This window comes from Comamonas sp. Z1 (genome assembly GCF_008121555.1).
GTDB lineage: Bacteria > Pseudomonadota > Gammaproteobacteria > Burkholderiales > Burkholderiaceae_C > Comamonas > Comamonas thiooxydans.
This window is the reverse complement of the sequence record NZ_VOQT01000001.1, coordinates 120,443-134,171: the sequence shown is the minus strand read 5'-3', so window position 1 is coordinate 134,171 and position 13,729 is coordinate 120,443. Positions and strand designations below refer to the sequence as shown.

The window sequence follows — 13,729 nt, the reverse complement described above, 5'->3', positions numbered from 1 at the left end:
GAAATTTTTAATATTAGACATTAATTCCACGCCTGCCTAAAGTGGGCTCACAAGAAAAACACGGCAGCAATTCCGTATCAGGAGACAAACTTGAAACAAGCACGCAGATACCTGCTGGCGGCACTGCTGGGCTGCGGCCTGCTCGGCGTCGGCATGACCTCCATGGCTCAGGCACCGGCTCAGGGCTTTCCTGCCAAGCCGATCAAGCTCATCGTGCCCTTCGGTCCGGGCAGCGGCACCGACACCTCGGCGCGCTATTTCGGGCGCAAGCTGCAGGAGCTCACGGGCCAGCCCGTGGTCGTCGAAAACAAGGCAGGAGCCAACGGCTTCATTGCTGTCAAGCAGGTGCTGTCTGCGCCCGCCGATGGCTATACCGTATTCATCGGCAGCAACTCGACGCTGGCGGTCAATGCGGCACTGTTCAGGCATCTGCCCTACGACCCGTTAACGGACTTTGCGCCGCTGACCATGATGATGCGCTCGCCGGCCATGCTGGCCGTCATGCCCCAAGCTGCCTACTCCGACCTGAAGGGTCTGATCAGCCATGCCAGGGCCAACCCGGGGAAGGTGAATTTCGGAGCCGGCTCGGCAGGCTATCAACTGATGGGCGAGCTGTTCAACGACGCTGCCAGGATCGAAACCGTGCATGTCCCGTTCAAGGGGGCGGGGGAAACCACCACGGCAGTCGCTTCAGGGACGGTGGACTACACCTTCGCGGAAGTCACTGCAGTGCAGGAACTGGCCCGCGGAGGGCGTGTCAAGGTTTTGGCGGTGGCATCCGACAAGCGCGTGAGCACTTCCCCCGAGATCCCCACGGCCGCGGAGGCCGGCCTGCCCGGATTCGAGGCCTACACCTGGGTGGGTGCCATGGTGAGCGCCAGGACACCGGCTGCAGAGACTGCCAGGCTCGCCGAGCTTTTCACCGCCATCTCGAAGATGGATGAAACCCGTGCCTTCTACGAGCGTCTGGGAGCCATTCCCATGACCGGCGGCCCGGCACAGATGCATGAATTCCAGAAGAACGAAATCGCGCTGTGGAAGCGCATCGTCGTCAAGGCCAAGGTTCCCCTGCAATGAAGGCATATGACAGCCAGCCGGCACAGGCGCTGCAGCACATCAAGGTGCTTGATCTTTCAAGGGTTCTGGCAGGCCCGTGGGCGGCACAGACGCTGGGTGATCTGGGCGCCGAGGTGATCAAGGTGGAAAGACCCGGCAGCGGTGACGACACGCGTGCCTGGGGGCCGCCCTATGTGGTCGACCCCGAAGGCTTGCCCACGGGGGAGTCTGCCTACTATATGTGCACCAACCGTAACAAGCAGTCGATTTCCGTGGACTTTACCCGCGGCGAAGGCCAGGAGATCGTGCGTCAGCTGGCGGCCCGATGCGATGTGCTGATCGAGAACTTCAAGACTGGCGGTCTGGCGCAGTACGGGCTTGATTACGCGAACCTCAGTGCCCTGAATCCGCGTCTGGTCTACTGCTCGGTCACGGGCTTCGGTCAGGACGGTCCCTATGCACACCGTGCGGGCTATGACTTTCTGATCCAGGGCATGGGGGGGCTGATGAGCATCTCGGGCCATGCCGACGGCCAGCCTGGAGGCGGTCCCATGAAGGTGGGCGTGGCGCTGACCGACATCCTCACCGGGCTATATGCCAGCACGGCGATTCTGGCGGCTCTGCAGGCCCGCGAGCATTCGGGGCGCGGCCAGCACATAGATCTGGCTTTGCTCGATGTCGGCGTGGCCTGTCTGGCCAACCAGAGCATGAACTATCTGTACGGGGACCAGGTGCCGCAGCGCATGGGCAACGCACATCCGAACACGGTGCCCTACCAGGAGTTCCCGACCGAAGACGGTCACATGATTCTGGCCGTGGGCAATGATGGCCAGTTTGCCCGTTTCTGCCAGGCGGCAGGCAGGGACGAATGGGCCGAGGACGAGCGCTTCCGGAGCAATGCGGCGCGGCTGGCCCATAGAGCCGAGCTGGTGGAGATGATCCGCCGCGTGACGCTCACGCGCAGCACCAGGGCCTGGGTGCAGTTGCTGGAGCAGCATGCCGTGCCTTGCGGCCCCATCAACACGGTGCGTGAGGTGTTCGAGGATCCGCAGGTCAGGGCTCGCGGCATGCAGATCACCATGACACACCCCAAGGCGGGCCAGGTGCCGTTGGTCGCCAGTCCCATCCGTTTGTCGGACACACCGGTGACGTACCGCCATGCACCGCCTCAACTGGGCCAGCACACACAAGAGCTGCTGGAGCGCCATCTGGGTCTCTCTGTTCAGCAAATGCAGGCCTATCGGGACAGCGGAGTATTGGGATGAACAGCCAGGAATCGTTGACGCACACGCGCATCGCGGGCCAGGACCAAGCCCAGGGGGCATTGTCAGGGGTGCGGGTACTGGACCTTTCCAGCGTGATTTTCGGCCCCATGGCCAGCCAGGTTCTGGCCGACTACGGTGCCGAGGTGATCAAGATCGAGCCGCCGCAGGGCGACTCCACGCGCCACACCGGCCCGGCGCTGGAGCCTGGCATGGCGGCAATGTTCATGGGCTCCAATCGCAGCAAGAAAAGTGTGGTGCTGGACCTCAAGCAAGAGCAGGCGCAGGCCGCGCTGCATGCGCTGTTGCAGGGCGCCGATGTGCTCATGCACAGCATGCGCCCGCAAAAGCTGGCCAGGCTCGGGCTCGATCCGGACAGTCTGCGCAAGCAATACCCGCGCCTCATCTATGTGGGCCTGCACGGTTTTGGCGAAGACGGCCCTTATGCCGGACAGCCTGCATATGACGACGTGATCCAGGGCATGAGTGGCCTGGCCGATCTCATGCAGCGCCAGACGGGCGAGGCCCGCTATCTGCCCACGATTGCGGCCGACAAGACCTGCGCTCTGGTAGCCGCGCATGCGGTGCTGGCGGCTCTGTACCAGCGCGAGCGCAGGGGCGAGGGCAGTTATGTGGAAGTGCCCATGTACGAAACCATGGCGGGCTTCAACCTGGTGGAGCATTTCTACGGCATGCATTTCACACCCGCACAGAGTGGCGCGGGCTATCCGCGCGTGATGGCGCCCTGGCGCAAGCCCTACAGGACGCTGGACGGCCATGTCTGCCTGATGCCTTACACCGATGCGCACTGGCGCCGTTTCTTTGCGGCCGTCGCTCAGCCCCAGCTGGCACAGGACCAGCGCTTTGCCACCCAGGCGATGCGCACCCGGCACATAGCTGAGCTGCTGGAGACGATGAGCGGCTACGTGGCGCAAAAGGACACCGCCTATTGGCTGGCCAGCTGCGAACAGCTGGAGATTCCAGCCGCCCCGGTGACACGCATGGACGATCTGCCCCATGACCCGCACTTGCAGGCCACCGGCTTTTTTGTCGAGAAGAAAGACGCAGCGATGGGGGTTGTGAAATTTCCGCGTTCGTCCGTGCGCATCAACGGCAGCCAGCCACCCATAGGCATGCCCCCGCGCCTGGGCGAGCACACACAGGCATTGCTGCGCGAGGCGGGCTGGGACGACGCGCGCATTGCGGCCTTGCAGTCGAAGGACTGCTGAACAAACAGTAAGAAGCGGAGACAGAATGAGCGTGAGCAATTTGATTTCATCCACTGAAAACCGTGCCGCAGCGCTGGCAGACACGCCGCGCATGGGCCAGGGTTTTGTCTGGCAGGACCTGCGCGTAGGCCAGCAACTGCGCACCTTTCGCCGTACGGTGACCGAGACCGATCTGGTCAACTTCATCAACACCACAGGCATGCTCGAGGCGATCTTCATCGAGGACGGCTATGACGGCGGTGCCATTCAGGGCCGCGCGGTGCCGGGTGCGCTCACCTATACCTTGATCGAAGGCTTCATCCTGCAAAGCATGATCCAGGGCACGGGCCTGGCCATGCTCGAGTTGCACCAGAAGATTCTGGCTCCTGTGGTGGTGGGCGACACCATTGAGGCGCTGGTCGAAGTGATCGACATCAAGCCAACGAGCAAAGGCGGTCGCGCAGTAGTGAGCTCGCGGATCGAGGTCTACAACCAACGTCACCAGCAGGTGATGGCCTATACCGCCGTGCGCCTGCTGGCCGGCCGTGGGGCTTAGATCCGCGCTGCTGCGGATGCCGTTGCACCGGTGCGTACTTTCCAGTGCGCCGAGATGAAAAAACTACAGGAGACACAAGATGAGTTATCGATTTTCACGTCGGTCGTCGCTGCTCGCCGTTGCCGCGCCGGCGGTTGCCGCGCTGGCAGTTTGTGGTGCGGCGCAGGCGCAGGACAACTGGCCCAGCAAGCCGATCACGCTGATCGTCCCTTTCCCGCCCGGCGGTCCCACGGATATGGTGGCACGGGTGCTGGCGCAGCAGGTAGGCCAGCAACTGGGGCAGTCGGTCATCGTGGACAACCGGCCTGGTGCCAACGGCAACATCGGCAATGCGCTGGTGGCCAAGGCGCCAGCCGACGGCTACACCGTGCTCTACAACACTTCCTCGATTGCGCTGAGTTCGTCGCTCTACAAGAAGATGAGCTATGACGTGACCAGGGATCTGCGCCCGGTGGCCTTGACGGCGGTGGTGCCATTGGGGCTTGTCGTCAATCCCAAGGTGCCTGCCAACACCGTGCAGGAGCTCGTGAAGTACGCGCAGGAGCACAAAGGCAAGCTCTCCTACGGCTCGGCTGGCAACGGCAATGTCACGCACCTGGCGGCTTTTCAGGTGGTGCAGCACTACAACATGGATGCAAGTCATGTGCCTTACAAAGGCAGCGCCCCCGCCGACGTGGACCTGGTGGCTGGCCAGATCGATTTCATGACCGACACCATCAATTCGGTGGCGCCTTTCATCAAGGACGGCAGGCTCCGGCTGCTGGCCGTCAGCACGGCCGGACGGATTCCCAATTTTCCCAATGCGCCTACGCTGGCCGAAAGCGGCATGACAGGGTTCGAGGCCGGTGCCTGGCAAGGCGTGATGGTGCCCGCCAAAACACCTGTTGCGGTCGTGGAACGCCTGAATGCCGAGCTGATGAAGGCACTCAAGGACCCGGGTGTGCTGGAGAAGCTGCGCGTGCAGGGAGCAGAGCCGCTGGGGTCCACGCCCAAAGCGTATGGCGACTACATCCAGAGCGAAATCAAGCGCTGGGCAGGCGTTGTCAAAAGCACGGGCGTGTCCCTGGACTGAAAGAAAGCAAGACGATGACCATTCTCGATGGACTGAGCCTGACAGGCATTCCGCCGGAGGGCGAGGCACTGCGCGCCGAGGTGCGTGCTTTTCTGCAGGACGCTGTCAAAGGCATTCCTGTGCATGTCCGCGCCAAATCCTGGAGCGGATACGACCCGGCCCTCAGCCGCAAGCTGGGTGAAAAAGGCTGGATCGGCATGACCTTGCCCAAGGCCTATGGCGGAGGCGAGCGCAGCGCGTTCGCCCGCTATGTGCTGGTGGAAGAGTGTCTGAACTTCGGTGCGCCTGTGGGTTCGCACTGGATTGCCGACCGCCAGAGTGCGCCACTGATCCTCAAATACGGTACGGAAGCGCAAAAGCAGTTCTACATTCCTAGAGTCTGCCGGGGAGAGGTGTTTTTCTGTATCGGCATGAGCGAGCCCAATGCCGGCTCGGATCTGGCAAGTGTGAGGACTAGAGCGGTTCCCAATGAGCAGGGTTTCTTGCTCAATGGCCAGAAGATCTGGACCACCAACGCGCATCATTGCCAGTACATGATTGCTCTGGTGCGAACCTCCGGCAGTGCCGAGGACCGTCACAAGGGCTTGTCGCAAGTCATCGTGGACCTGACATTGCCCGGTGTGACGGTGCGTCCCATCCAGGATCTATCGGGTGACAGCCATTTCTGCGAGGTCTTTTTCGAGAATGTGCAGCTGTCTGCCGATGCGCTGATCGGTGCCGAAGGTCAGGGCTGGGAACAGGTTACCGCCGAACTCGCTTTCGAGCGCAGTGGCCCGGAGCGCCTGTTCTCCAGCATCGTGCTGTTCGATCAATGGCTGCAGTATGCGCGCACGCCGCAGGGACGCAGCGAGTCCGGCATGCGGCTTGCGGGCAAGGTGCTGACGCAACTGGCACCGCTGCGCGCGATGTCGGTATCGGTGCAGCAGAAGCTGACCCAGGGAGCAAGTCCTGTTGTAGAAGCTGCGCTGGTCAAGGAGCTGGGCACGACACTGGAGCAGATGATCCCGGCGGCCATTGCCGAGGAGCTGTTTGCCCGACCGGCCGAGGATGTTCCGGTGGAGCTGCTGCTGACGCTCAAATACGTCACCGAAGCTTCTCCCTCGTTTTCCTTGCGCGGTGGCACGCGTGACATTCTGCGCGGCATGATCGCCCGTGGACTGGGTTTGCGCTGATCGGAGACAAGTTCATGAGCAATAACGATTTGTTTGCAGATGCCGCGCGCAAGGTGCTGGCAGACTGGTGCACCCCTCAGGTGATTCGCGAGATCGAGAGCTCCGGTAGCCGCTCGGTGGCCGTCGCCCGGCTATGGCAGCAGCTGGAGGAAACCGGCCTGGCCGATGCCTTGCTGGCCGAAGAAGAGGGCGGCGCCGGTCTGGGCTTGGGTGAGATATTTGGCGTGCTGGAGCAGTGCGGAGCCCATGCCCTGCCTCTGCCTCTGGGAGAGACCATGCTGGCGCGGGCCATGCTGGCGCAGGCGGATATGGCCTGCCCTGCCGGTAGCATTGCGCTGGCGCAGGGTGCGATGCAGGCAGATGGCGGTTTGCATTGCGCGCTGGTGCGAGGCGGGCAAGTCGCGGACTCGGTGCTGGTGCAAGTGCAAGAGGAAGCCGGGGTCTGGTATCTGCTGAGCGTGTCTCAGGCTGGGCTTGCGCCACACGCTATGGCGCTGGACGCGTCGCTGACCTGGTCGCCAGAGCAGTTGCGGGCCGCCGGCGTCATCCGGCAAGGGCCGCAATTCGATGCCCGGAGCCTGCAGGCCGCCGTGGTGGCCGCGCAGATGGCGGGGGCCATGCGTGACGTGTTCCAGCGCAGCTTGCAATATGCGAACGAGCGTCAGCAGTTTGGGCGTGCTATCGGGAAGTTCCAGGCGATCCAGCATCAGCTGGCAGTTATGAGCGAGCATGTGTTTGCCGCCCGCATGGCGGCTCAGCTCGGTTGCAGCGGTGACGGCATCGAGCCTGACAGATTGCGTGTGGCCGTCGCCAAGGCACGCTGCAGCGAGGCGGCTTTGGTGGTCACGGAGCTTGCGCATGCGATTCATGGTGCTATTGGCTTCACCGAGGAATATGACCTACAGCTGTTTACCCGCAGACTGCATGCATGGCGCCTGACGGCCGGCAGCGAAGCCTATTGGCAGGCATTGGCCGGACAGGCCCTGATGTCGCACGAGGGCATGACACTGGATCTGATCCGTCGGATCACCGATGTCGAGGCCCTGGCTTGAAGCTGCCCCACAACTACGGAGACCTGGAACATGGCATTTCTGAATATTGAACGCGATGGCAGTATCTTGACCGTCACCATGAATCAGCCCGAGACACGCAATGCGCTGACCGGCAATACGGCGGTGGCGGAATTCGTGCAGCTCTGCGCAGACGTGCGCCTGGACGCCAGCGTGAAGGTGCTGATCCTGACCGGCGCCGGCTCTATTTTCAGCTCCGGCGGCAATGTCAAGGACATGAGGCGCTATTTCGATGACGCACTCACTCCCGACATGATTCGCGAGGAATACCGCCAGGGCATTCAGCAAATTCCGAATGCCCTCTACCAGCTGGATGTTCCTGTGATCTGCGCCGTCAACGGCCCGGCTATCGGCGCGGGTCTGGATCTGAGCTGCATGTGCGATATCCGGATTGCATCGGAGAATGCCACTTTTGCGGAGAGCTTTGTTCGTGTGGGCATTGTTCCCGGTGATGGCGGGGCCTGGTTGCTGCCGCGTGTGGTGGGGATGTCAAAGGCCAGCGAAATGGCTTTCACGGGAGAGGCGATCAGCGCGGGCCAGGCATTGGCCTGTGGTCTGGTGAGCCAGGTCGTGCCTCCGGATGAACTGCTGCCGGCAGCCAGGGCATTGGCACTCAAGATTGCTGCCAATCCGGGCGGGGTGATGCGCATGACCAAGCGTTTGCTGCGAGAGGGCCAGAACGCCACGCTGGCTTCGCTGCTGGAAATATCGGCCGGGTATCAGGCAATTGCCCATAAAACGGCCGATCATCGTGAAGCCGTGACGGCCTTTGTCGAGAAGCGGGCTCCCCGCTTCTCATGAGCCGGCAGGTTTGCGTAGCCAGACCAGGTAACAAAGACAGCAAGGGCGCATTTTGCGCCCTTGTTTGTTTTGGCGAAGGCTGCAGCGCCTTGCTTGCTGAGATGATGTTTCGGGTCGGCCAATCCAGCGACGTAATCCCTTGATAATACTAATTACATTGTGTTGCTATTTGCGCTAGGCGAGCGACGCAGCAAGCGGCTTTGCCGGGTTGGCCTCATTTCATGTATCGGAGTGGCCGCTTTGCCGGCTATTTACTTTTCTATGGAATGGATGAAAGCGATGAGATTGACCAAGCTGAACATTGGTGCCCGACTGGGCCTGGGGTTCGCAGTGGTGTTGGCATTTGCCGTGGTGATCACGGTTATCGGCATCTGGCAGCTGCACTCGGTGGGCAAGGCCACGCAGCAGATGATGCAGGAGCCGCTGACCAAGGAGCGCCTGATCAGCGACTGGAACAGCAATGTCAGCGTGGCGGTGGCTCGCACCACGGCCATCGCCAAGAGCAGCGACGCAAGTCTGGTGCAGTTTCTGGCGGCAGATGCGGCCGCCACTACCAAGAGCACGGCCAATGTGCTAAAGCAGATCGAGCCCCTGATCACCCAGCCTGCGGAACGCGAGATCCTGGACAAGATCATGCAGGTGCGCAAAACCTATATTGCCAGCCGCGACAAGGTCAGTCAGCTCAAGGCCGACGGCATGGCCGAAGAGGCTGAGTCCACGTTGATCAACAGCTATGTGCCGGCCGCCCAGGGCTATCTGAAGCTGCTCGGCGAGCTGCTGAACCTGCAGCGCGCCAGCCTCGACGCCAAGGCGGCAGAGGTGGAGCAGATCGAGAGCAGCAGCAGGACGTACTTCCTGATTTTGGCCTTGCTGGCTCTGACCATCGGCACCGTCAGCGCCTGGCGTCTGACGCAAGGCATCACCGCTCCGCTCAAGCATGCGGTCAGCGTGGCCCGCCGCGTGGCCGATGGTGATCTCACGGCCCGGATCCATGTGAGCAGCAGCGATGAAACCGGGCAGCTCATGCAGGCCTTGCACGATATGAATACCAGCCTGGATAGGCTGGTGGGGCAGGTGCGTCAGGGCACGGACAGCATTGCCACAGCGTCGGGCCAGATTGCGGCGGGCAACCATGATCTGTCTGCGCGCACGGAAGAGCAGGCCAGTTCCCTGCAGCAGACCGCTGCCTCCATGGAGCAGCTCACTTCCACGGTCAAGCAAAACGCCGATAACGCCAGTCAGGCCAATCAGCTGGCGCTGTCAGCCTCCGATGTGGCCGTCAAGGGCGGCATGGTGGTGTCGCAAGTGGTGGAGACCATGGGGGCCATCAGCCAGTCCTCGCGCAAGATTTCCGACATCATCGGCGTGATCGACAGCATTGCTTTCCAGACCAATATCCTGGCGCTGAACGCCGCCGTGGAAGCGGCCCGTGCCGGCGAACAAGGTCGCGGCTTTGCCGTCGTGGCATCGGAAGTGCGCTCTCTGGCCGGTCGCAGCGCTGAAGCGGCCAAGGAAATCAAGCAGCTGATTCAGGCCTCGGTCACCAAGGTGGAAGAGGGCAGCGCGCAGGTCAGCCAGGCCGGTCAGACCATGGATGAAATCGTCAGCAGCGTGCAGCGCGTGACGGACATCATGGGTGAGATCACAGCCGCCAGCCATGAGCAGACCAGCGGCATCGAGCAGATCAACCGCGCTGTGGCCGAGATGGATCTGGTGACTCAGCAGAATGCCGCTCTTGTGGAAGAGTCCACCGCTGCTGCGCAATCCATGCAGCAGCAGACCAGCGACCTGTCGCAGATGGTCAGCGTCTTCCGCCTCAAGAGCGCTTGATTCCGTGACGCTGCCGCAGTCCAGGCTGAAGGGCTTGCGGTTGCCGCTTCCGCTTTGCTGATCTCCGAGACATGAAATATGGTGTGAGGCACTTCCGCCATATTCCGTCCGAGCGGCTGCCTGCATTCTTTGCAGTGTGCCAGGACTCGATGCTGAGATCGGGCTGTGAGCTGCTTGCCCGTATTAGCGGTTGCGTACTTGAGTCAGCAACTGCTTGCAGTTCACATCGTCGTCAGCGGCAGGTACGGTCAGCGGTACCAAAGCCAGTGCCGCTGGTGCAAAAACGGCAGCAGCCACTGCAGCGCCGGCACGGGCTGCCAGGGGGCCTGGCTCCAGGCCCACATCGGGCTTGGCAAAGCTGCCGCGCACATAAAGTGGCGTGCGCAACGAAAAGAACTTCCACTTCAGCGATTCGGGGACGATGCGCAGATTGAGCTGTTCCTGCGCCAGATTGATCTCGCCCGTGGCCTCAACAACGGCTTCTGTGGTGGCCAGCTTGGCCATGCGTGGGCGGGCAATGCCTTGTTGCACATTGAAGTCGGCCACGGCACAGCGCAGCTGAACTTCCTTGTCACTGCCAAACAGCTTGGCGATGACGATGGAGCCTACGTTCAGCCCCGCGAGGTCCAGCAGTTGCGAGCTGAAAGTGCCGTCGCGTACAAACAGGCGCAGCGAACCATTGCCCGTGCCCAGCCACTGTGCCAGCGACTCGCCCTGTCCGGTGAGCGCGACTGCGCCATCGAGCCGGCCCAGGCTTTTCTTCATCTTTTCAATCGTGGGAAACAGGGCGGAGAGCTTGAGCGACTGCACCTGTGCGTTGAGTTTGGCAGCAACGGGCTTGGCATGGCTGTCCACGCTGGCGTCGATATTCAGCGAGCCTTCGGCGAGGCCGAACTTCAGTGGCGAGAGGGTGAGTCTGCCGTTGTCCAGCAGCGCATGCACGCTGAGGTTTTGCAGGGGCAGAGCTTCGGGCCGCAGAATATGGCTGCTTTCATAGCGCAGGTCGAGATCCATCTTGTCCCAGTTCTCGGTCTGGAACCGGACTTGTGGCAGTACCTTGCCGTTGACGGGTTGGGGCTTGTCGGGGCTGCCGGACGGGGCTGCGCCTATGACCGGTCCCAGATCCACCAGTCGCAGTTGTTTGGAGTGCAGCTGTGCCGTCAGCTTTGGCCGATGCTGGGCGGAGCGGTATTGGAGATCGCCACGCAAATCGCTCTGACCCAGCTTGCCCTGAAAATTTTCGTACTGCCAGACGGCTTTGCCCGGCGCTAGGCTGCCGATCAGACGGCCGCTGGTTTCGAACGGCGGAGTGGCGGGCAGCAGCAGGCCGCTGAGCTCGAACAGGTCGGCCATGCTCTTGCCGCGTATCTGAACTTGAAAGTCCAGTCCGTCCAGTGTCTTGGGATTGTCGAGAATCCCCTCAGCAAACGCTTGCAGGCTGCCGGCCTTGGCCGATATGCGCAGCGGAAAGCGCAGCCTGTCCTGACGTAGATCCAGTACCGGTCCCGCCAGACCCTGGGCCTGAATCCGCGCGCGGGTCTTGCCTTGATGCAGATAGCCAGCGAGGTCGAAGCGCACACCATAAGGTTGATCGGCGCTGACCGGTCTGCGCAGCGTGTCGAAACGGGCGCGCACGGCCATGTTCTTGACGGCGTCGGACCAGCCCAGAACGCCGTCGCTGATGCGCAGCTGGCCTATTTCAAAACTCCACTTCGGGCCGTTGCTTGCGGGCTTGTCAAATGTCCAGTTGTTCTCGCCCTTGTCGTTGCGGGCCAGCACCATATCCGGGGCCTGCAACAGCAAGGAGTCGAGTTGTACATGGCGCGCCAATAGTGGCAAAAGGCGCAGGCTGGCCGTGGCATTTGCTGCGGTGATCATGGTGCGAGCATCGCGCTCGGGCGGTTGCCGGCCGGCATCTGCTATGGCGTCTTCGTCATCTACGCTCGTCTTTTTCTCGTTCGCTACCTGGTCTTGCTCGGGCAGGCGACCGGTATTGAGCTCCTTGGGTGTCGCAGGCAATACCGGCTGTTTGTCATCGGCTTTTTCAGGTGCCTGCCGAACCAGCCAGCCCTGGGGCTGCGAAAGTGTCAGATCGCTGGCATGCAGCACCACTCCGGGCACCCAGTGGCGCCAGCCCGTATCGAGGGGCTGTGGCCAGGTCCATTGCAGCTGCAGGTTACCGTTGATGGCAAAGTCGCGGCCCGCGGAAGTGCTGACTTTTTCATTGATCCATGGCCTGAGCTTGTTCCAGTCCATGAAGGCAATCAGCAGTGCCGCTGCCAGAATCAAGGCCAGCAGCAGCGCAATCGCAATGGCCGCCCAGCGCAGCCAGTGGCGCGTCAGGCGCTGATGTGCAGGATTGGGTTCAGAGGCTGAAGTGCTGGCGTTATCGACCATGGCGGTTGCATCCTTTTGCCACATGCTATTACGCATAGAGGTACTGCCTCGTCATCCAATTGCCTGACGCATGCAGGTCCGCATGCTATGAGTTCAGAAGTTTCCACACCGGTCGAGGAAACGGTGCAGCAGCTCGAAGCCTCCTTGTGTTGTGGGCGCAATCGTCTGCAGCAATGGCTACAGCGCTTCAAGAAATGCAGCTCCACTCCGCAAGAGACTTCAGCATCGACTTTCTGGCGCTTGTGCTTCTCCAGCGCGCGTCGTACCAGTGCAGTCAAACGGCAAGATTGCCGATGGACCAGGAAACACCGGTATCGAAGTTCGCCTTCAGCTCGTCCGCTGCATGTTCCAGCTCGGTCAGAAACATTTCCATTGCGGCTGCCATCGCATAGCCGGTGCGCTGATAAGCGCAGCTGTGCAGCAGCGAACCGGCATCGTGCAACGCACGCCAGCTCAGACGCTCAGCGGCCATGTCTTCCGCCACATTGTCCGGCAGCATGAAGGCCAGTGCCTGGCCGCTTGCCACCAGGCGACGGGCCATGGGGATGCTGCTGGTCTCCACCAGCGGCTGGATCCGGCTCAGCGCACCGTCGCCCAGACGCTCGAGCATGCTGCGCAACTCCATGTCGGGAGTCATCATGATCAGCGGATAGGCCAGGCAGTCACGCAGACGCAGCAGTCGCGGACGCATTCGCAGAGGGTGGTCCGGAGCCATCACCACGCCCAGGGGCTGTGCCCAGGAGCGCATCTCCTCGACACCGGCAGGAGGTGTTCGGCGCAGGCAGTAGGCCACATCGATCTCGCCCTGAGCCACATGGCGCAGCAGCTCTTCACCGATTCCGGCGCGCACGCTGAAGGTGATATCGGGATAGCGTTGATGCATTGCCGCAATCACCTGAGGCACGAGGTATTCGGCCGTCGCGTGGGGAACACCCACGCTTACATGCCCATGTCGCAAGGCATTCAGATCTTCGACCTGGGCCAGGGCATTGTCAAAGTCTCGCTGACTGCGCCTGATTGCTGCCAGCACGATCTCGCCCGCCACGGTCAGCTGCATGCCTCTGGGCAACCGGTCGAACAGAGGCTGACCGACCTGCGCTTCGAGATTGAGGATCTGCTGGTTGACCGCTGCGGCGGTCAGGTGCAGCGTCACCGAGGCCTTTCGCACCGAGCCTCGGCGCGCCACCTCGTCAAAGCACCGAAAGGCTTGTGAAATCGCTGGCATGGGCTGAGTGTAAAGTTTTTTCTGACATCTATTAAAAAACAATCAGCTATTCCTGACGCTGACGAACTCCTAGAGTGGCA

11 protein-coding genes are annotated in these 13,729 nt (G+C 61.8%); 9 read left to right on the top strand and 2 right to left on the bottom strand.

The genetic code is table 11. The features are described from left to right. The first annotated feature begins 90 nt into the window (after positions 1-90). The 9 genes from FSY45_RS00615 (at position 91) to FSY45_RS00575 (ending at position 10,027) form a co-directional block, all read left to right on the top strand. Positions 91-1,077, top strand: coding sequence for a tripartite tricarboxylate transporter substrate binding protein (locus tag FSY45_RS00615; protein ID WP_046462108.1), 987 nt, complete (start codon positions 91-93; stop codon positions 1,075-1,077). Beyond that, positions 1,074-2,321, top strand: coding sequence for a CaiB/BaiF CoA-transferase family protein (locus FSY45_RS00610; protein WP_046462109.1), 1,248 nt, complete (start codon positions 1,074-1,076; stop codon positions 2,319-2,321). Before FSY45_RS00615 ends, FSY45_RS00610 begins: the two co-directional genes overlap by 4 nt. Beyond that, positions 2,318-3,547 (top strand): CaiB/BaiF CoA-transferase family protein, encoded by a 1,230-nt coding sequence (locus tag FSY45_RS00605; RefSeq protein WP_046462110.1) that lies wholly within the window; start codon positions 2,318-2,320, stop codon positions 3,545-3,547. The genes FSY45_RS00610 and FSY45_RS00605 overlap by 4 nt, the downstream gene beginning before the upstream one ends. 25 nt (positions 3,548-3,572) lie before the next feature. Further along, positions 3,573-4,082 (top strand): MaoC family dehydratase, encoded by a 510-nt coding sequence (locus FSY45_RS00600; protein ID WP_004340712.1) that lies wholly within the window; start codon positions 3,573-3,575, stop codon positions 4,080-4,082. Positions 4,083-4,161: 79 nt separating this feature from the next. Further along, a complete protein-coding gene (locus tag FSY45_RS00595) occupies positions 4,162-5,154 on the top strand; it encodes a tripartite tricarboxylate transporter substrate binding protein (RefSeq protein ID WP_148747888.1) in 993 nt (330 codons plus the stop codon). Between the two features lie 14 nt (positions 5,155-5,168). Beyond that, the gene (locus tag FSY45_RS00590; RefSeq protein ID WP_046462111.1) at positions 5,169-6,326 is read left to right on the top strand and encodes an acyl-CoA dehydrogenase family protein; all 1,158 of its coding nucleotides are present in this window, start codon (positions 5,169-5,171) and stop codon (positions 6,324-6,326) included. Between the two features lie 14 nt (positions 6,327-6,340). Then, entirely contained in the window at positions 6,341-7,378 is a 1,038-nt protein-coding gene (locus FSY45_RS00585; RefSeq protein ID WP_046462112.1) for an acyl-CoA dehydrogenase family protein, read from the top strand. 30 nt (positions 7,379-7,408) lie between these two features. Next, positions 7,409-8,197 (top strand): crotonase/enoyl-CoA hydratase family protein, encoded by a 789-nt coding sequence (locus FSY45_RS00580; RefSeq protein ID WP_046462113.1) that lies wholly within the window; start codon positions 7,409-7,411, stop codon positions 8,195-8,197. A gap of 279 nt (positions 8,198-8,476) precedes the next feature. Further along, entirely contained in the window at positions 8,477-10,027 is a 1,551-nt protein-coding gene (locus FSY45_RS00575; RefSeq protein WP_046462114.1) for a methyl-accepting chemotaxis protein, read from the top strand. A gap of 183 nt (positions 10,028-10,210) precedes the next feature. On the opposite strand, the gene FSY45_RS00570 is transcribed toward FSY45_RS00575, so the two are convergent. Both FSY45_RS00570 and FSY45_RS00565 read right to left on the bottom strand, forming a co-directional pair. Continuing rightward, complete coding sequence (locus FSY45_RS00570) at positions 10,211-12,448, bottom strand: AsmA family protein (RefSeq protein ID WP_080944513.1); 2,238 nt, start codon at positions 12,446-12,448, stop codon at positions 10,211-10,213. Positions 12,449-12,698: 250 nt separating this feature from the next. Beyond that, entirely contained in the window at positions 12,699-13,649 is a 951-nt protein-coding gene (locus FSY45_RS00565; protein ID WP_046462115.1) for a LysR family transcriptional regulator, read from the bottom strand. Between the last annotated feature and the right edge of the window lie 80 nt (positions 13,650-13,729).